17 protein-coding genes are annotated in these 16300 nt (G+C 66.3%); 14 read left to right on the forward strand and 3 right to left on the reverse strand.

What is annotated here, in order from left to right:
* The first annotated feature begins 48 nt into the window (after nt 1-48).
* The 3 genes from ABW22_RS18375 (at nt 49) to ABW22_RS01485 (ending at nt 3291) form a co-directional block, all read left to right on the forward strand.
* Nucleotides 49-171, forward strand: a complete 123-nt coding sequence (locus tag ABW22_RS18375) for an H-NS family nucleoid-associated regulatory protein (protein ID WP_419184912.1) — start codon at nt 49-51, stop codon at nt 169-171.
* Nucleotides 172-416: 245 nt separating this feature from the next.
* Entirely contained in the window at nt 417-1682 is a 1266-nt protein-coding gene (locus tag ABW22_RS01480) for a TIGR03862 family flavoprotein (RefSeq protein WP_088178736.1), read from the forward strand.
* Complete coding sequence (locus tag ABW22_RS01485; protein ID WP_059751255.1) at nt 1666-3291, forward strand: NAD(P)/FAD-dependent oxidoreductase; 1626 nt, start codon at nt 1666-1668, stop codon at nt 3289-3291. Before ABW22_RS01480 ends, ABW22_RS01485 begins: the two co-directional genes overlap by 17 nt.
* A 114-nt stretch (nt 3292-3405) precedes the next feature.
* Here the strand turns inward: ABW22_RS01485 and ABW22_RS01490 are convergent, their stop codons facing one another.
* Genes ABW22_RS01490 through ABW22_RS01500 form a run of 3 tightly spaced genes read right to left on the reverse strand, consistent with a single transcriptional unit; the run spans nt 3406 to nt 5051 of the window.
* Complete coding sequence (locus ABW22_RS01490; RefSeq protein WP_059751257.1) at nt 3406-4179, reverse strand: anti-sigma factor family protein; 774 nt, start codon at nt 4177-4179, stop codon at nt 3406-3408.
* On the reverse strand, nt 4176-4673 hold the full coding sequence (locus ABW22_RS01495) for a sigma-70 family RNA polymerase sigma factor (RefSeq protein ID WP_059751259.1): 498 nt from the start codon (nt 4671-4673) through the stop codon (nt 4176-4178). The genes ABW22_RS01490 and ABW22_RS01495 overlap by 4 nt, the downstream gene beginning before the upstream one ends.
* The gene (locus ABW22_RS01500) at nt 4674-5051 is read right to left on the reverse strand and encodes a hypothetical protein (RefSeq protein WP_059751262.1); all 378 of its coding nucleotides are present in this window, start codon (nt 5049-5051) and stop codon (nt 4674-4676) included.
* A 289-nt stretch (nt 5052-5340) separates the two neighbouring features.
* Between ABW22_RS01500 and ABW22_RS01505 the strand changes: the two genes are divergently transcribed.
* From ABW22_RS01505 to ABW22_RS01555, 11 genes are all read left to right on the forward strand, one after another.
* Entirely contained in the window at nt 5341-5679 is a 339-nt protein-coding gene (locus ABW22_RS01505; protein WP_059751263.1) for an ArsR/SmtB family transcription factor, read from the forward strand.
* On the forward strand, nt 5676-6149 hold the full coding sequence (locus tag ABW22_RS01510; protein ID WP_059751265.1) for an ArsI/CadI family heavy metal resistance metalloenzyme: 474 nt from the start codon (nt 5676-5678) through the stop codon (nt 6147-6149). The genes ABW22_RS01505 and ABW22_RS01510 overlap by 4 nt, the downstream gene beginning before the upstream one ends.
* A 30-nt stretch (nt 6150-6179) precedes the next feature.
* On the forward strand, nt 6180-6611 hold the full coding sequence (locus ABW22_RS01515; protein ID WP_082708342.1) for an arsenate reductase ArsC: 432 nt from the start codon (nt 6180-6182) through the stop codon (nt 6609-6611).
* A gap of 17 nt (nt 6612-6628) precedes the next feature.
* A complete protein-coding gene (locus ABW22_RS01520) occupies nt 6629-7126 on the forward strand; it encodes an arsenate reductase ArsC (RefSeq protein ID WP_059751267.1) in 498 nt (165 codons plus the stop codon).
* Complete coding sequence (gene arsB / locus ABW22_RS01525) at nt 7123-8202, forward strand: ACR3 family arsenite efflux transporter (protein WP_059751269.1); 1080 nt, start codon at nt 7123-7125, stop codon at nt 8200-8202. The genes ABW22_RS01520 and arsB overlap by 4 nt, the downstream gene beginning before the upstream one ends.
* 10 nt (nt 8203-8212) lie before the next feature.
* A complete protein-coding gene (locus ABW22_RS01530; protein ID WP_059751271.1) occupies nt 8213-9145 on the forward strand; it encodes an MBL fold metallo-hydrolase in 933 nt (310 codons plus the stop codon).
* 184 nt (nt 9146-9329) lie between these two features.
* Nucleotides 9330-10226 (forward strand): universal stress protein, encoded by an 897-nt coding sequence (locus ABW22_RS01535; protein WP_059751272.1) that lies wholly within the window; start codon nt 9330-9332, stop codon nt 10224-10226.
* Nucleotides 10227-10320: 94 nt separating this feature from the next.
* A complete protein-coding gene (locus ABW22_RS01540; protein ID WP_059751273.1) occupies nt 10321-12000 on the forward strand; it encodes an AMP-binding protein in 1680 nt (559 codons plus the stop codon).
* An 8-nt stretch (nt 12001-12008) separates the two neighbouring features.
* The gene (locus ABW22_RS01545) at nt 12009-13253 is read left to right on the forward strand and encodes an alpha/beta hydrolase family protein (RefSeq protein ID WP_202813888.1); all 1245 of its coding nucleotides are present in this window, start codon (nt 12009-12011) and stop codon (nt 13251-13253) included.
* Nucleotides 13250-14041 (forward strand): hypothetical protein, encoded by a 792-nt coding sequence (locus tag ABW22_RS01550; RefSeq protein WP_059751277.1) that lies wholly within the window; start codon nt 13250-13252, stop codon nt 14039-14041. The genes ABW22_RS01545 and ABW22_RS01550 overlap by 4 nt, the downstream gene beginning before the upstream one ends.
* Nucleotides 14038-16300: AMP-binding protein (locus ABW22_RS01555; protein WP_059751279.1), on the forward strand; the 2263-nt coding region annotated here is incomplete at its 3' end. The genes ABW22_RS01550 and ABW22_RS01555, both read left to right, overlap by 4 nt.

The raw sequence follows: 16300 nt of genomic DNA on the forward strand, positions 1-16300 counted from the left end.
CTTGATGACCTGAGAGGCGGGGCAAAAAAGACCAAGGCGCGTGCTGCCGTGGCCGCGAAGTACCGTAATCCCGCCACGGGTGAATCCTGGGCGGGCCGCGGCCGCGCGCCGAAGTGGCTGGCGGAAGAGCAGTCCAAAGGGCGGTCAAAGGAAGCATTTCTGATCAAGTAGTCGCGCAGCAACAGGTCGTTTCTGCAGCGCGGTTCAGTGGGCGCCCTAGGGAAACACTGATTAATTCGATATAGCCGTCATTGCGAGCGAAGCGCGGCAATCCAGCGCATTGATTAAGCAGGCATTTCTGGATTGCCGCGTCGCTTCGCTCCTCGCAAAGACGGATTAATCAGCGTCTCCCTAGCGTCTTTTTGGGCCACGTGTGTTTGTGAAACGGTCAGAATCCAATGCGCTTGAGCCCTTTGATGACCCCGCATGCGCAGGCCTTGAAAACCGCCGCTGTAATCGGAGGCGGGCCCGCCGGCCTGATGGCGGCCGAAGTCCTCTCGCAAGGCGGGGTGCGGGTTGACCTGTTCGACGCCATGCCTTCACTGGGCCGCAAGTTCCTGCTGGCCGGCGTGGGCGGGATGAACATCACCCATTCCGAACCGTTCGACGCCTTCCTGTCGCGCTACGGCGCGCGCGCTGCTCAAATCAAACCGCTTCTCGAGGCCTTTCCCCCTGCCGCGCTGCGCGAGTGGAGTCACGGGCTGGGGGTCGAGACCTTCGTCGGCTCGTCGGGGCGGGTGTTTCCCTCCGACATGAAGGCGGCGCCGCTGTTGCGCGCGTGGCTGCATCGGCTGCGCGAATCCGGGGTGCGGTTTCACGTGCGGCATCGCTGGCTGGGTTGGCGCGAAGACGGTGCGCTGCGCTTTGCCGCGCCGCAGGGCGAATTGGCCGTGAAAGCCGACGCGGTGGTGCTTGCACTCGGCGGCGGCAGCTGGGCGAAGCTGGGATCGGACGGCGCGTGGGTGCCGCTGCTGGCGCAGCGCGGGATTGATGTCGCGCCCTTGCTGCCGTCGAACTGCGGCTTCGATGTGGCGGGTGGTTGGAGCGAGCATCTGCGCAGCCGCTTCGCCGGGCAGCCGCTGAAAACGGTGGCACTGCGTTTCACCGATGCGGCCGGTTATTCGCATGAACGCAGGGGCGAGCTGATGCTGTCCGGCACCGGCATCGAGGGCAGCCTGGTGTATGCCCTGTCGGCGCCGCTGCGCGACACGATTGCGGCACAGGGATCGGTGACGGTGCTGCTCGACCTGGCCCCCGACAAAACACTCGATCGGGTTATCGCCGAAGTCGCCCACCCGCGCGGCGCGCGTTCGCTGTCCAGCCACTTGCAAAGCCGCGCCGGAATCAAGGGCGTGAAAATGGTCCTGCTGCGCGAGGTGTTGTCGGCGGATCAATTGAACGACCCGGTGAAGCTCGCCCACGCGATAAAATCGCTGCCGCTTACGCTCGTCGCCCCGCGCCCGCTCGACGAGGCGATCAGCAGCGCCGGCGGCCTGCGCTTCGAGGCGCTCGACCAACACCTGATGCTGCGCGATCTGCCCGGCGTGTTCTGCGCGGGGGAGATGCTCGACTGGGAAGCGCCCACCGGCGGCTATCTGCTGACGGCTTGCTTCGCCAGCGGGTGCGTGGCGGGGCAGGGCGCACTCACCTATTTGAATGATCACCATGCTGCGACTGACTGAGCTCAAACTCCCGCTCGACCATCCGCCCGAGGCTTTGCGCGCGGCGATCCTGCAGCGCCTGGACCTGGCAGACGACGAACTCGTCGGATTCAGCATTTTCAAGCGCAGTTACGACGCGCGCAAAAAGCACGCACTGCTGATGGTCTACGCGGTCGACGTCGAGGTCAGAAACGAGGCCGCGCTGCTGAAGAAATTCCGCGACGACCGCCACCTCGTGCCGACGCCGGACATGGCCTACCAGTTCGTCGGCCACGCGCCGGAGAATCTGAGCGAGCGTCCGCTGGTGGTCGGCTTCGGCCCCTGCGGCATCTTCGCCGCGCTGGTGCTGGCGCAGATGGGCTTCAAACCCATCGTGCTGGAGCGCGGCAAGGCGGTGCGCGAGCGCACCCAGGACACCTGGGGGCTGTGGCGCAAGCATGTGCTCAATCCCGAGTCCAACGTGCAGTTCGGCGAGGGCGGGGCGGGCACGTTTTCCGACGGCAAGCTCTACAGCCAGATCAAGGACCCCAAGCATCTGGGGCGCAAGGTGCTGACCGAGTTCGTCAAGGCGGGCGCGCCGGATGAGATTCTATATGTGTCGAAACCGCACATCGGCACCTTCCGCCTGGTCGGCATGGTCGAGACCATGCGCCACGAGATCGAGGCACTGGGCGGCGAAATCCGCTTCCAGCAGCGCGTCACCGACGTGCTGGTCGAGGATGGTCCCAATGGTAAAAGTATCCGCGGGGTGACGCTCGCCAGCGGCGAGACGCTCGCCAGCAATCACGTCATCCTCGCGCTCGGCCACAGCGCGCGCGACACCTTCGAGATGCTGCACGCGCGCAGCGTCTACATGGAAGCGAAGCCATTTTCCATCGGCTTTCGCATCGAGCATCCGCAGTCGCTGATCGACCGCGCACGGTTGGGGCCGAACGCCGGCAATCCGCTGCTCGGCGCGGCGGACTACAAACTGGTGCATCACGCCAAGAACGGCCGCTCGGTGTACAGCTTCTGCATGTGCCCGGGCGGCACCGTGGTGGCGGCCGCCTCCGAGCCGAACTGCGTGGTGACCAACGGCATGAGCCAGTATTCGCGCAATGAGCGCAACGCCAACGCCGGCATCGTGGTGGGCATCACGCCCGCGGATTTCCCCGGCGGGCCGCTGGCCGGCATCGAGCTACAGCGCAAACTGGAGGCACGCGCGTTCGAACTCGGCGGCGGCAATTACGACGCGCCGGGCCAGCTGGTCGGCGATTTTATTGAAGGCAAGCCGTCGACCCAGCTCGGCAGCGTCGAGCCCTCGTACCAGCCCGGCGTGCACCTCACCGACCTCGCCTCGACGTTGCCGGATTACGCTATCGAGGCGATCCGCGAGGCGCTGCCGGCGTTCGACCAGCAGATCAAGGGCTTTGCGATGAAGGACGCGGTGCTGACTGGCGTCGAGACGCGCACCTCGTCGCCGCTGCGCATCACCCGCGGTGACGATTGCCAGAGCATCAACGTCAAGGGGCTGTACCCGGCGGGCGAGGGCGCGGGCTACGCCGGCGGGATTCTGTCGGCTGGCGTCGACGGCATCAAGGTCGCCGAGGCGGTGGCGCTGGACATGCTGGGCAAAACGGCGGGGCCATGAGATGCGCTGTGTAAATTTTGATGATGACGTGGGCGAATTGACGTGGGAGCGCCGCCCTCGGCGCGATTTGTGGTTGCCGAAAATCGCGCCGAGGGCGGCGCTCCCACGGGGGGCTTATGGTCTGCCGGATGCCGTGACCAGCTGGCGATAGGCGGCATCCGCCAGCTGCTGGATCGCCTGGCGTCCGATCTGGCCCGACAGGGCGTAGCCGAAATCGCCGTCGATCCAGTAGAACACGTCGACGCCGTTTTCGGTCGTGTGGCGGAACGCCGTCTCCGTGTTGCCGGCCACTGCGCGGCGCACGTAGAGGGTGACGCGGCGCTCGATCTTGTCCTGGTACATGAACTGCGCGACCGGCCCGGTTTCGCCGGTCAGCAGGCGGCCGCCGAGCAGCTCGAATCCCTGCGCGCTGAAATCCGGCGCCTGCAGTTGCGTGCCGACGCGCTTGGACAGCCAGGCCACCAGATGGTCCGCGTGGGCAGCGTCGACTTCGACCGGGTGGCGCGCTTCGGGGCTGAATACGGCGTGGGCGATGGCGGCATCGCGGGCGAGATATGCCGGGGCGGCGGGCGCCTGCCCGGGGGTGTTCAGGCCGATGGCGTAGCCGATCAGTCCGGTCACCAGCATGGACAGCATCGCGGCCACCGCTTTGAAGGGCTTGGCCATGGCCGGCCGGCGCGTGGCGCGCACCAGATTCAGCGGCAGCGGCTCATTGAGGACGGCGTCGAAGGCGGCATGCAGGGTCTGGTTCTGCCCGGCCCAGGCCTGCACCCGCGCGGCGTCGGCCGGATGGGCCGCCAGCCAGGCCTCGACCTCGAGGCGGCGGGCCTCGGGCAGGGTGCCATCGACATAGGCGTGGAGTTCATGCTCGTGTACGTTGTCTGTCATATCACTAGCTTCAGTTTGATCGCGGGTTCGCCCGCCAGCATCTGCCGCATCCGCTCGCGCGCACGCGAAAGGCGCGACATCACGGTGCCGGTCGGCACGCCCAGCACCTGGGCAGCTTCAGCGTAGCCGAATTGCTCCAGCCCCACCAGCAGCAGGACTTCGCGTTGTTCCTCGGGCAATTGCGCCAGCGCTGCATGGATGTCGCGCGCGACCAGTGCTTCCATCTGCCCGCCGCTCACCGGCTCGTCCAACGCGTCCTCCATGACAGTTTCCTGCGGCCGCCGGACGCGGATCTGGTTGACGAACAGATTGTGCATCAGGGTGAACAGCCAGGCACGCAGATCGCTGCCGGGCTGCCACAGGTCGAGCTTCGCCAGCGCGCGTTCGAGCGTGTCCTGCACCAGGTCGTCGGCGCGATTGACGTCCCCCGTCAGCGCCCGGGCGTAGCGGCGCAGGCGGGGGAGGTGCTCGATCAGGTCGGGGCGGGCGCGCACTCAGGGCTTGGCGGTATGCCACACATTGTTGACGCCGTCACCGGTCATGTCGCCCGGTTTCTGGTCCTTGAACCACCGATACAGCGGCTTGCCCTTGAACGACCACTGCATGGAACCGTCGTCCCGGGTGATGACCGCGTAGTCGCCACTGGTCTGGTCGGACGCGGCGGCGGTCAGGGGCGGCCATTTCTGGGCGCATTCGCCGTTGCAAACGCTCTTGCCGGAGCCGGCCGCGTCCTTGTCGAAGACGTACAGCGTCATGCCTGCCGGATTGGTGAGCACGCCCATCTGGGTCATGGCGGGCGATGCGGCGTAGGGGCTGGCACAGGCAACCAGCATGCTCAGGGCAGCGAGGGAGGCGGAGAAGGAGGTGTTCATGGCGTTTCCTTGTTCAATGGTGGGTGAGGAATGGGCAAGTCTCGGCTTGCATGGACGTGAACACCTTCACCGCCAAGTTTATTCCCCTTCGCAGCGATATTTTTCTGGATTGTAGGAGCGGCGCCCTCGCCGCGATTGCGCCCGTACAGGGTAGGAGGTCCGCCCCCGGCCCGATGCCGTGGCGTTTGCATCGGTGCGCAAATCGCGGCGAGGGCGCCGCTCCTACGTCGCGCGGGGACATGCAAGAAAACGCTTGCAATTTTTTCAACGTTTCAAATATCATTGAAATATGGAAACGAAAACCGTCGTCACCGCCCTTGCCGCTCTGGCCCAGGATTCCCGCCTGGCCATTTTTCGCGCACTGGTCCAGGTTGGCCCGGCCGGCCTTGCCGCCGGCCGGATCAGCGAACTCACCGGAATTGCGCCGTCCTCGCTGTCGTTTCACCTGAAGGAACTGTCGCATGCCGACATGGTGAGCTCGCAGCAGTCGGGGCGCTTCGTCATCTATACCGCGAATTTCTCCACCATGAACGCGCTGCTCGGTTTTCTCACCGAAAACTGCTGCGGCGGCAATCCCTGCTCGCCAGTCTGCACCCCGGCGTGCGCAACTTCAAAGGAGTCAACATGAAACGCCTTCACGTACACGTTGCGGTCGACGATCTGGCCGCCAGCATCAAGTTCTATTCCACGATGTTCGCCGCCGAGCCGACCGTGACCAAGGACGATTACGCGAAATGGATGCTCGACGATCCGCGCGTCAACTTCGCGATCTCGGCACGCGGCGCCGCCCCCGGCCTCAACCATCTGGGCGTGCAGGTCGAAAACGCCGAGGAACTGGTCGAAATGAACGCGCGCCTACAGAAGCTCGACGCCGAGGTGGTGGAGGAAATGGGCACCGCCTGCTGCTACGCCAAGTCGGACAAGTACTGGGCGACGGACCCCACCGGCATCGCCTGGGAGACCTATCACACGCTCGACAGCATCCCGGTGTTCGGTGGGCAATCGGCAGACGGCTGCTACGTGCCCGAAGCTGCAGTGGAAAAAGCCTCCTGTTGCTCTCCGGCCAAGGCCAAGCCGGCCGCGGGCGGCTGTTGCTGAGTTTTTCTTTCATCAATCAAGGGAGCTATCGTGGCTGAAAAAACCTACACCGTGCTGGTGCTGTGCACCGGCAATTCCTGTCGCTCGCAAATGGCCGAAGTGCTGTTGAACCATGACCTCGCCGGCCAGGTGCGCGCGCTGTCCGCCGGCACCCGGCCACAGCCCAAGGTGGCCGACGGCGCGATCGAGGCACTGAAGCAGGCCGGGCTGCCGACCGATGGCCTGCATCCGAAGGACATCGACGCGGTGATGAACGAGAGCATCGATCTGGTGGTGACGGTGTGCGACAACGCCAGGGAAGCCTGCCCGATTTTCCCGCGCCCGATTCCCAGCATCCACCTGCCTTTCCATGACCCGCACGGCGAGCCGCTGGAGAGCTTCCTCGCGGTGCGCGACGACATCCGCACCCGGCTGGTGGCGGCGGTGCGCGAGAAACTCGGCCTGCAAGCGGCGGCTGCCTGAATAACGGAGACGCTGCCATGGCTGAACCCATTTACAACGTGCTGTTCCTCTGCACCGGCAATTCGGCGCGTTCGATTCTGGCTGAGTCGCTATTGAACAATCTGGGCAAAGGGCGCTTCCGGGCGTTCAGCGCGGGAAGCCATCCAGCCGGACAGGTCAATCCGTTTGCGCTGGAATTGCTGGAGAAAGGCCATTTACCAACCCGTGAACTGCGCAGCAAGCCGTGGGACGAGTTCGCGCAGCCCGATGCGCCGCAGCTCGATTTCGTCATCACGGTATGCGACAAGGCGGCGGGCGAAGTCTGCCCGGTGTGGCCGGGGCAGCCGATGACCGCACACTGGGGCATTCCCGATCCGGCCGCGGTGGAAGGAAGCGATGACATCAAGCGTCGCGCGTTTCTCGATGCCATGAACCGGATGCAGCGCCGCATTTCCATGTTCGTCAGTTTGCCGTTCAACACGCTGGACGGCATGAAGCTGCAACAGGCCGTTCGCGACATCGGGGAGACGGCATGAGCGTCCAATGCGAAGTCACCGCTAAAAAGGCCGCCGGCGCACCGATGAGCCTGTTCGAGCGCTGGCTTACCCTGTGGGTGGCGCTGTGCATCGTCGCCGGCGTGCTGCTGGGCCAGCTTTTTCCGGCGCCGTTCCATGCGCTGGGGCGCATGGAGGTGGCGCAAGTGAACCTCCCGGTCGGCCTGCTGATCTGGGTGATGATCATCCCCATGCTGATGAAGATCGACTTCGGGGCACTGCATCAGGTTAGATCGCACTGGAAGGGCATCGGCGTGACGCTCTTCGTCAACTGGGCGGTGAAGCCGTTCTCGATGGCGCTGCTGGCGTGGATATTCATCCGCCATGTATTTGCCCCGTATCTGCCGGCGGAACAGCTCGATAGCTATGTCGCCGGCCTGATCCTGCTGGCTGCCGCACCGTGCACCGCGATGGTGTTCGTGTGGAGCCGGCTGACCGGAGGCGATCCCTATTTCACCCTGTCGCAGGTGGCGCTGAACGACGCCATCATGATCGCCGCCTTCGCGCCCATCGTCGGGTTGCTGCTCGGGCTGTCGGCCATCGTGGTGCCGTGGGACACGCTGTTCACCTCGGTGGTGCTGTACATCGTCATCCCGGTGATCCTGGCACAGGGCTGGCGCAAGCTGCTGCTCAAATGCGGACAGGCGGCGTTCGACGCGACGATGGCGCAGCTCGGCCACGCTTCCATCATCGCGCTGCTCGTCACGCTGGTGCTGCTGTTCGCCTTCCAGGGCGAGCAGATCATCGCGCAGCCGCTGATCATCGCGCTCCTGGCCGTGCCGATCCTGATCCAGGTGCTCTTCAACTCGTCGCTGGCCTACTGGCTGAACCGCAAGGTGGGCGAGCAGCACAGCGTGGCCGGCCCGTCGGCACTGATCGGCGCGTCCAATTTCTTCGAGCTGGCGGTGGCGGCGGCGATCGCGCTGTTCGGCTTCCAGTCGGGCGCGGCGCTGGCCACTGTGGTCGGCGTGCTGATCGAGGTGCCGGTGATGCTGCTGGTGGTGAAAATTGTCAACCGCAGCAAGGGGTGGTACGAATCGGGTTTGCAATCCCGCTGAGAGAACCGTCATGCTGAAACGCTACGCGTTGATTCTGTTTGCCGCCGTGATCGGCCTGTTCACCCTGACCGCCCGCGCCGACTATCAACCCAGGGCAGAACGCGTGACCGAAAACGTCTACGTCATCGTCGGCCCATTGGGTCAGCGCAGCGCCGACAATGACGGCCTCAACGCCAATTTCGGCTTCATCGTTACCCCCAGGGGCGTGATCCTGATCGACTCCGGCGCCAGCCGCTTGGGGGCCAAAAAGATCGAAGCCGCCATCCGCAAGGTGACCAATCAGCCGGTGTGCTGGGTCGTCAATACCGGCAGCCAGGATCACCGCTGGCTGGGCAACGACTACTTCGCCGGCCAGGGCGCCGAGGTCATCGCGCTCGCCCGCACCGCAGCCACCCAGGCCGAGTATGCGGCGCAGCAGATAGAAGGCCTGAAGCGCTTTCTCGGCAAGCGTATGCAGGGCACCAAGCCGCTGCCTGCCCCCAAAACGCTGGCGGGCGATTCGGTCACGCTGGAACGGGGCGGCGAGACGCTTGAACTGACGTATACCAACGCCCACTTTCCGGGCGACGCCTGGGTCTGGCTGCCCAAGCAGCGCGTGATATTCAGCGGCGATCTGGTCTATGTCGACCGCCTGCTCGGCGTGCTGCCCTGGTCGAGCGTGAAGAATGGTCAGCAGGCCTTCAAGGCACTGGCCGCGCTGCAGCCTGCACGCATCGTTCCCGGCCACGGCCGGGTGTGTGACCTGGCGCAGGCGCAGCGCGAGACGGGCGACTATTACGACTTCCTCGCCAACCAGGTGGGTGCGGCCGCGCGGGAGATGGAGCCGCTGGCTGCGACGCTCGACCGCTACGCCGATCTGCCTGCATTCCGGCATCTGGACAACTACGAAGGCCTGCACCGGGCCAACATGAACCGCGCGTTCACCGAATTCGAATCGCAGTAATGTTCGACCCTCTCGGCAACTGATGGCGTGGGACTGGGCGCGGTGACGCCGTTTTGTTCGTGTGCCGCGATTATGGCTCTGAGAGTCAGAGACGGTAAAGCAGGCGAGGCCGGATGCCTGACGCCCGATACTCTAACGAGTAGGCTATGAATAATAGTGCTACTCGTCTTTTCGGGAACCCATCATGCCTAGCATCAGCTGTATCGTCGTCGCCACCGATTTTTCCGAATTTTCCGAGCGTGCCGTGCAGCGCGCCGCGCGCATTGCCAACCAACACAATGCCGAGTTGCACGTGCTGCATGTGGTGCGCCCGCTCGATCTCTACCCCAGCCTGACGCTGACCCCGGATGAGTTCGGCCACAGCGATCAGGAGTTGCAGCAAGCGGAGCAGACCCGGGTGGAGGCCGTGGCGGCCAGCCTGTCCACTCAGTTGGGTATTCGCGTCCGCGCCGTCACCCGGCTGGGCCGGGCGCATACCGAAATCGCCGCCTACGCACAGGCGGTGGCGGCCGATCTGGTGGTGGCCGGGTCACGCGGCGAGAGCACGCTCTTGGACCTGTTCCTCGGGTCCACCGCTTCACGTCTGCTGAGGGTGGCGACGTGCCCGGTGCTGATTGTCAAGAAGCCGGCGGATGAGCCTTACCGCAAGGTGTTGGCGGCGGTGGATTTCTCCCCGGTGTCGGCGGCGGTGGTCAGCCATGCCATCAGTCTCGCCGACGGCGCACGGGTGGATGCGCTGCACGTGCTGGGGAGCGAGGTCGAGCAGCGTTTGCGCAAGGCGAAGTTTGTCCGGGTGGACATCGCGGATTGGCTCACGCGCCAGCGCACCGAGGCCGAGCAACAGCTGGATGCCCTGCTGACACCGGCCGAACAGGGCGCGGCAGTCGGGCGCCTGGTCCAGCCAGGCTTTCCCCCGGCGGTCATCTGCCAGTCCATCGAGGCAATGGGTGTTGATCTGGTGGTTCTGGGGCGCCATGGTTATGGCGGTGGCTTGCAGGATTGGCTGCTGGGCAGTGTGAGCAAGGACGTGGCCCACGCTGCGGCGTGCGACGTGCTGCTCATCAGCCTGGGCGGGCAGTAGCAGGCATTCTCTGCATGGCGTGCGGACACTCCGGTGCGGCGTTTCCGGATTGGCGACGCTAGTCTGAAGACACCGGCGCGTCAGGAGACAAGCGATGAATCCCATCTGGCTCGAGCACTATCCCCCCGGTGTCCCATCAGAAGCCAGCATTCTCCGCTTCGATTCGCTCAAGGACCTGCTCGAACAGAGCTGCGAGCGGTTCCGCGCGCGTCCCGCTTTCACCAACCTGGGCGTCAGCCTGAGCTACGACGAGCTCGACCGCCGCTCGCAGGCGTTCGGCGCCTGGCTGCAGCACGAGGCCGGCCTGCGCCGTGGCGAGCGGGTGGCGATCATGCTGCCCAACCTGCTGCAGTATCCGGTGGCGCTGTTCGGCGCATTACGCGCCGGCATGGTGGTGGTGAACGTCAATCCGCTCTACACCGCGCGCGAGCTGCAGCACCAGCTGGCCGATTCGGGGGCGACGGCGATCGTGGTGCTGGAGAATTTTGCACACACACTGCAGGAAATCGTCGCGACCACCGCGGTGCGTCACGTGATCACCACCCGCGTGGGCGACCTGTTGCCGCCGTTCAAGGCCTGCCTGGTCAACTTCGCGGTCAAGTGGATCAAGCGCGGGGTGCCGCCCTGGCAGCTGCCGGGTGCGGTGGCCTTCAACGCCGCGCTCGGACGCGGCGTGCACCATCGCCTCGATGAGGTGCAGATCACGCAGGATGACATCGCCTTTCTGCAATATACCGGCGGCACCACCGGGGTGGCCAAGGGCGCGATCCTCACCCACGGCAACCTGGTGGCCAACGTCGAGCAGACCTCCGCCTGGATCGGAAATATCCTCAGGGAAGGCGAGGAAGTCGTCATCACGCCGCTGCCGCTCTACCACGTGTTTGCGCTCACGGCCAACCTGTTGACCTTCGTGAAGTGGGGCGCGAACGACGTGCTGATCACCAACCCGCGCGACATTCCCGGCTTTATCAAGGTGTTGCGCAAGACCCGCTTTACCGTCATCACCGGCGTCAACACCCTGTACCACAAGCTGCTCGATGCCCCCGGCTTCGAACGGGTGAAACAGGCCAACGCCGGCGCGCTCAAGCTCGCGGTGGCCGGCGGCATGTCGGTGCAGCGCTCGGTGGCGGAGCGCTGGCAGCAGCGGATGGGGGTGCCGCTGATCGAGGGCTACGGGCTGACCGAGGCGTCGCCCATCGTCTGCGCCAATCCGCTCGATGCCAGGGAATTCAGCGGCGCGATCGGCATGCCGATTCCCTCCACCCGGGTGGAAATACGCGACGAGGCGGGGAACCCGCTGCCGCTGGGCGAGGCGGGCGAGCTCTGCGTGCAGGGGCCGCAGGTGATGCGCGGCTACTGGAACATGCCGGACGAAACCGCGAGTGTTCTCAGCGTGGACGGCTGGCTGCGCACCGGCGACATCTGCGAGATGGACGCGCGCGGCATGGTCCGCTTTGTCGATCGTGGCAAGGATGTGGTCGTGGTGTCGGGCTTCAAGGTCTACCCGAACGAGGTCGAGGAGGTGCTGATGCTGCATCCCGGGGTCAGGGAAGCGGGGGTGACGGGCGTGCCGGACGAAAAGAGCGGCGAGGTCGTCAAGGCGTTTGTGGTGAAGCGGAATCCGGCGCTGACGGCCGCCGAACTGATTGCCCACTGCAGGGCGAATCTGGCCGCGTACAAGGTGCCCAAGCAGGTGGAATTCCGCGACCGGCTGCCCAAGTCGCCCATCGGCAAGGTCTTGCGTCGGGCGCTCAAGCAAGTGCCCGCCGCTTGATGCCAGCGATGCCTGAACGGAGCACGACGGCAACACGAATTTTATTTCCCGGACGGGACCAGGTGGTGCTCACGCTGGCCATTGCGCTCCTCGTCACGCTGGCGGGGTGCGCGCCGGTGCGGCACTACGAAGCGGCGCGGGTGCTGCAGGATTTCGCCGCCGGCGCTGCCGATTCCCGGCTCAAGCGGACGACCCCCGCGCCGCTGCGGCAGCCCCTGGACTACACGGTGGCAGGGCGCGCGCATCACGCCGATCTTTATCTGCCGGCTGCATTGGATGGCTGCGTCGCGCCGGGTCAGGTGTCAGTTCCGCACTGCCCGCGCGCCGCCCTCGTCGCGGTTCCCGGTGCGGTGCCGCAGGGCAAGGATGATCCGCGCATGGTGGCTTTCGCTACCACTCTGGCGCGCGCCGGGTTTGCGGTGATGGTGCCCGACCTCACCGGCTATCGGCAATTGCGCATCCGTCCCTCGGATGCGCGCGAAATCGCCGATGCCTTCGCCTGGATCAGCCGCCAGCCGGAACTGGCGCCGGATGGGCGCGCCGGCATGTTCGCCTTCAGCTACTCGGTGGCCCCCGCCGTGCTTGCCGCGCTGGAGGACGACATCCGCGAGCAGGTGCACTTCATCGTCGGGCTGGGCGGGTATCACGACCTGCCGCGCGCCATGCTTTTTTTCACCACCGGCTGGTTCGAGCATGAGGGCGCCTGGCAGTTCATCACGCCGGACGATACCGGCCGGATGGTGCTGGCCTATTCCAGCCTGGATTACCTCGCGCCGGCACCGGATCGCGCCGTGTTCGACCGCATGGTGGCGCAGCGAATGGACGACCCCCAGGCCGACCTGGCGCCGCTTGCCGCCAGGCTGAGCCAGGGTGCGCAGGCGGTGTATGCGCTGGCCCTCAACAACGATCCCGCGCGCTTTGCCGAACTGTTCGCGCGGCTGCCCCGGGGCATGCGCGAGCATATCGACCAGCTCGATCTCGCGCGGCACGATCTCACGCCGCTGCAGGCGCGGCTGATTCTGGTGCACGGCAGGAATGACAATCTCATTCCCTATACGGAGAGCCTGGCGCTTGCGGGCGCCGTGCCGGCGGGACAGGCGCGCGTGTTCTTGATCCGGAGCGTTCTGGGGCATGTCGATCTAGGGGTGTCCGATCTGTTCACGTGGCGCTTCTGGCGCGAGGATCTGCCCGACCTGTGGCGGCTGTGGCGCGTGATCGACCTGCTGCTGGCCGAGCGCGAGGACGGTGCATGAGCGCATGGCGTCCCCATGCCCGGGCGCTCGTCCTGTGGCTGCTGGCAGGCACGCTGGCGGGGCTCGCCTGGATGCCGCCGCCGATTGCGCAGCCGCCCGGCTACCACGAATTCGCCGATCAGCGCGCCTGCTGGGGCCTGCCCCGTTGCCTCGACACCACAAGCAACGCCCTGTTCGTGCTGGCGGGCGCGCTGGGGCTGCGCTTCATGCAGCGGCGGCAGGGCGCCTGGCGGGATCGGCGCGAGGGCTGGCCGTACGGCCTGTTCTTCTTTGCCATGATCCTGGTCGGCGTAGGCTCCGGCTATTACCACTTCGCCCCCGACAACGACCGGCTGCTGTGGGATCGGCTGGCGATGATGCTGGCGTTCATGGCCTGGTTTGCCGCCATCGTGTGCGAGCGCGTCGGCTCCCGGGCCGGACTGCGTCTGCTGCCGCTCGTCGTCGTCGCGGGGCTGGGCAGTGCCGCCTGGTGGGGCTGGAGCGAGGCGCGCGGGATGGGTGACCTGCGTCCCTATCTGCTGATGCAGCTTTATCCTGTGCTGCTGATTCCGCTGCTGCTGCGCCTCTATTCGCCGCGCTACAGCGGCGACCGCAGCATCCTGGCGGTCATCGGGCTCTATCTGTTGGCCCTGCTTTTCGATCTGGGCGATCGCCCGGTATTCGCGCTGACCGGCGGGCTGGTCAGCGGACACACCCTCAAGCACGCGGTGGCCGCGCTGGCAGTGGTCGGGGTACTGCTGCACCTGCGGCTGCGCTGTATTAACCACGGCACTATAAAGCAGGTATGACGAGCTTAACTCCCGCCGAGACGACGCAGCTGCTCGACCTTGTCCGCGGCCTCTCGCGCGAACTGCGGCCAGGCGCGAACGGCATCGACCACCTCGGTCTGGATCATGAACTGGAGCGCGACTTCGGTCTCGACAGCCTGGCGCGGGTGGAACTGCTCGCCCGTATCGAGCGCGAACTCGGGGTGAGGTTGGCCGAGGCGGCGTTCGCCGAGGCCGAAACACCGCGCGACCTGCTGAGCCAGATGGGCGTGGCCGGGCCCGTTGAAATGCCGGCGCCGGCGCCCGCCGCGGCGATGGATGAAGCCACGCCCGAACAGCCGCCGCAAACCCTTGCCACCCTGATCGAGCTGCTCGACTGGCATGTCGCGCAGCATGGCGAGCGGGTGCACATCACGCTGGAGGGCGAGGCGGGCCACAGCGAGGACATCAGCTATCGCATGCTGCAGACCGAGGCGCGGGCGCTGGCGGCCGGCCTGCGCGAGCACGGCCTACCTCTTGCGGAGGCGTCTGAGATGGATTGTAGGAGGCCCGCCCCCGGGCCGAATGCTGGCGGTTGCGCGGCGCCGGCATTCGCGGCGAGGGCGCCGCTCCTACAACTTCAAACTTCACTTGACCGGATCAATAATGCTGACGACCGTATCGCGCCTGACTCGATTACTGGCGACCGCGTCGCCATCATGCTGCCCACCGGTCGCGAATTTTTCGCCGCCTTCTATGGCGCGCTCTACGCCGGCTGCGTGCCGGTGCCGCTGTATCCCCCGGCGCGCCCTTCGCAGATTGAGGAGCACCTGCGCCGCATCGCCGGCATCGTCGCCAATGCCGGGGCCGCGCTGCTGGTCACCGACGCGCGGGCCAAGCCGCTCGGCCATCTGCTGCGCGCGCAGTGTCCCTCGCTGCGCGCGGTGGTGACCGTTGCCGACCTGTCGCGCGACGCTGCGGCACCGCTGCCGCTTCCGCCGCGTGCAGCGGACATGGCCTTCCTGCAATACACCTCTGGCAGCACCGGCAACCCCAAGGGGGTGATGCTGACCCACGCCAACCTGCTTGCCAACCTCAATGCCATGGCGCGTGCCTCGGGCGTCACCGCCAAAGACACCTTCGTGTCCTGGCTGCCGCTCTACCACGACATGGGGCTGATCGGCGCCTGCATGGGCAGCCTCTATGTCGGATTCCGGCTGGTGCTGATGTCGCCGCTGGCCTTTCTTGCGCGGCCCGGGCGCTGGCTGTGGGCGATCCACCGCCATCGCGCGACCGTCTCGGCAGCGCCGAATTTCGCCTACGAACTGTGCGTCAACAAGCTCGACGATCGCGAGCTGGCGGGCCTGGACCTGAGCCAATGGCGACTGGCCTACAACGGCGCCGAACCGGTCAGCCCCGACACGATGGAGCATTTCACCACGCGCTTCGCTCCTTACGGTTTCCGCGCCAGCGCGATGACGCCGGTCTACGGCCTGGCGGAGTCCTCGGTCGGGCTGACCTTTCCGCCGCTCGGACGCGGTCCGCTGATCGACCGCGTCGACCGCGACGCACTGTCGCGCACCGGAATCGCCCGTCCCGCCGCGGCCGGGGATGCCCATGCCCAGCGCATCGTGTCCTGCGGGCAGCCCTTGCCCGATCACGCCATCCGCATCGTCGATGCAAACGGCCGCGAGCTGCCCGAACGCACGCTGGGGCGCGTGCAGTTCCAGGGGCCGTCGGCGACCCATGGTTATTTCCACAACGCGGAAGCGAGCCAGTCCCTGTTCGATAACGGCTGGCTGAATACCGGCGACCTCGGCTATCTCGCGGCAGGCGAGCTCTACCTCACCGGGCGCGAGAAGGACGTCATCATCCGCGGCGGCCACAACCTCTACCCGCAGGAACTGGAGGAGGCGGTAAGCCGGTTGTCTGGCGTGCGCCGCGGCGGCGTCGCGGTGTTCCCGGCCACCGACGCGCAAAGCGGCACCGAGCGGCTGGTGGTGCTGGCCGAAATCCGCGACGACACCGCCGCCATCCGCGCGCGCATCCAGGCGGAAATCAATGACCTCGCCGTCGGCCTGATCGGCATGCCGGCCGATGACATCGTGCTGGCGCCGCCGCGCACGGTGCTCAAAACGTCCAGCGGCAAGGTCCGCCGCGCCGCCTGCCGCGAACGCTACGAGCGTGGCGAACTGCTCGGCGCGCCGCGCCCGCCCTGGCAGCAGTGGCTGCGCCTGGCCGGCGCCGGGGCCGTCGCCCAGGCCCGCCGCCGGCTCGGGCGTGCGGCCGATACGGCGTGGG

The sequence above is a fragment of the Thiobacillus denitrificans genome (assembly GCF_001530125.1).
In the GTDB taxonomy this organism is placed as follows: domain Bacteria; phylum Pseudomonadota; class Gammaproteobacteria; order Burkholderiales; family Thiobacillaceae; genus Thiobacillus; species Thiobacillus denitrificans_C.

Coding starts and splice junctions, on each gene's coding strand:
- ABW22_RS01480 (WP_088178736.1), top strand. CDS start 417: ATGACCCCGCATGCGCAGGCCTTGAAAACCGCCGCTGTAATCGGAGGC.
- ABW22_RS01550 (WP_059751277.1), top strand. CDS start 13,250: ATGAGCGCATGGCGTCCCCATGCCCGGGCGCTCGTCCTGTGGCTGCTG.
- ABW22_RS01505 (WP_059751263.1), top strand. CDS start 5,341: ATGGAAACGAAAACCGTCGTCACCGCCCTTGCCGCTCTGGCCCAGGAT.
- ABW22_RS01545 (WP_202813888.1), top strand. CDS start 12,009: ATGCCTGAACGGAGCACGACGGCAACACGAATTTTATTTCCCGGACGG.
- ABW22_RS01490 (WP_059751257.1), bottom strand. CDS start 4,179: ATGACAGACAACGTACACGAGCATGAACTCCACGCCTATGTCGATGGC.
- arsB (WP_059751269.1), top strand. CDS start 7,123: ATGAGCGTCCAATGCGAAGTCACCGCTAAAAAGGCCGCCGGCGCACCG.
- ABW22_RS01485 (WP_059751255.1), top strand. CDS start 1,666: ATGCTGCGACTGACTGAGCTCAAACTCCCGCTCGACCATCCGCCCGAG.
- ABW22_RS01520 (WP_059751267.1), top strand. CDS start 6,629: ATGGCTGAACCCATTTACAACGTGCTGTTCCTCTGCACCGGCAATTCG.
- ABW22_RS01535 (WP_059751272.1), top strand. CDS start 9,330: ATGCCTAGCATCAGCTGTATCGTCGTCGCCACCGATTTTTCCGAATTT.
- ABW22_RS01530 (WP_059751271.1), top strand. CDS start 8,213: ATGCTGAAACGCTACGCGTTGATTCTGTTTGCCGCCGTGATCGGCCTG.
- ABW22_RS01510 (WP_059751265.1), top strand. CDS start 5,676: ATGAAACGCCTTCACGTACACGTTGCGGTCGACGATCTGGCCGCCAGC.
- ABW22_RS01500 (WP_059751262.1), bottom strand. CDS start 5,051: ATGAACACCTCCTTCTCCGCCTCCCTCGCTGCCCTGAGCATGCTGGTT.
- ABW22_RS01540 (WP_059751273.1), top strand. CDS start 10,321: ATGAATCCCATCTGGCTCGAGCACTATCCCCCCGGTGTCCCATCAGAA.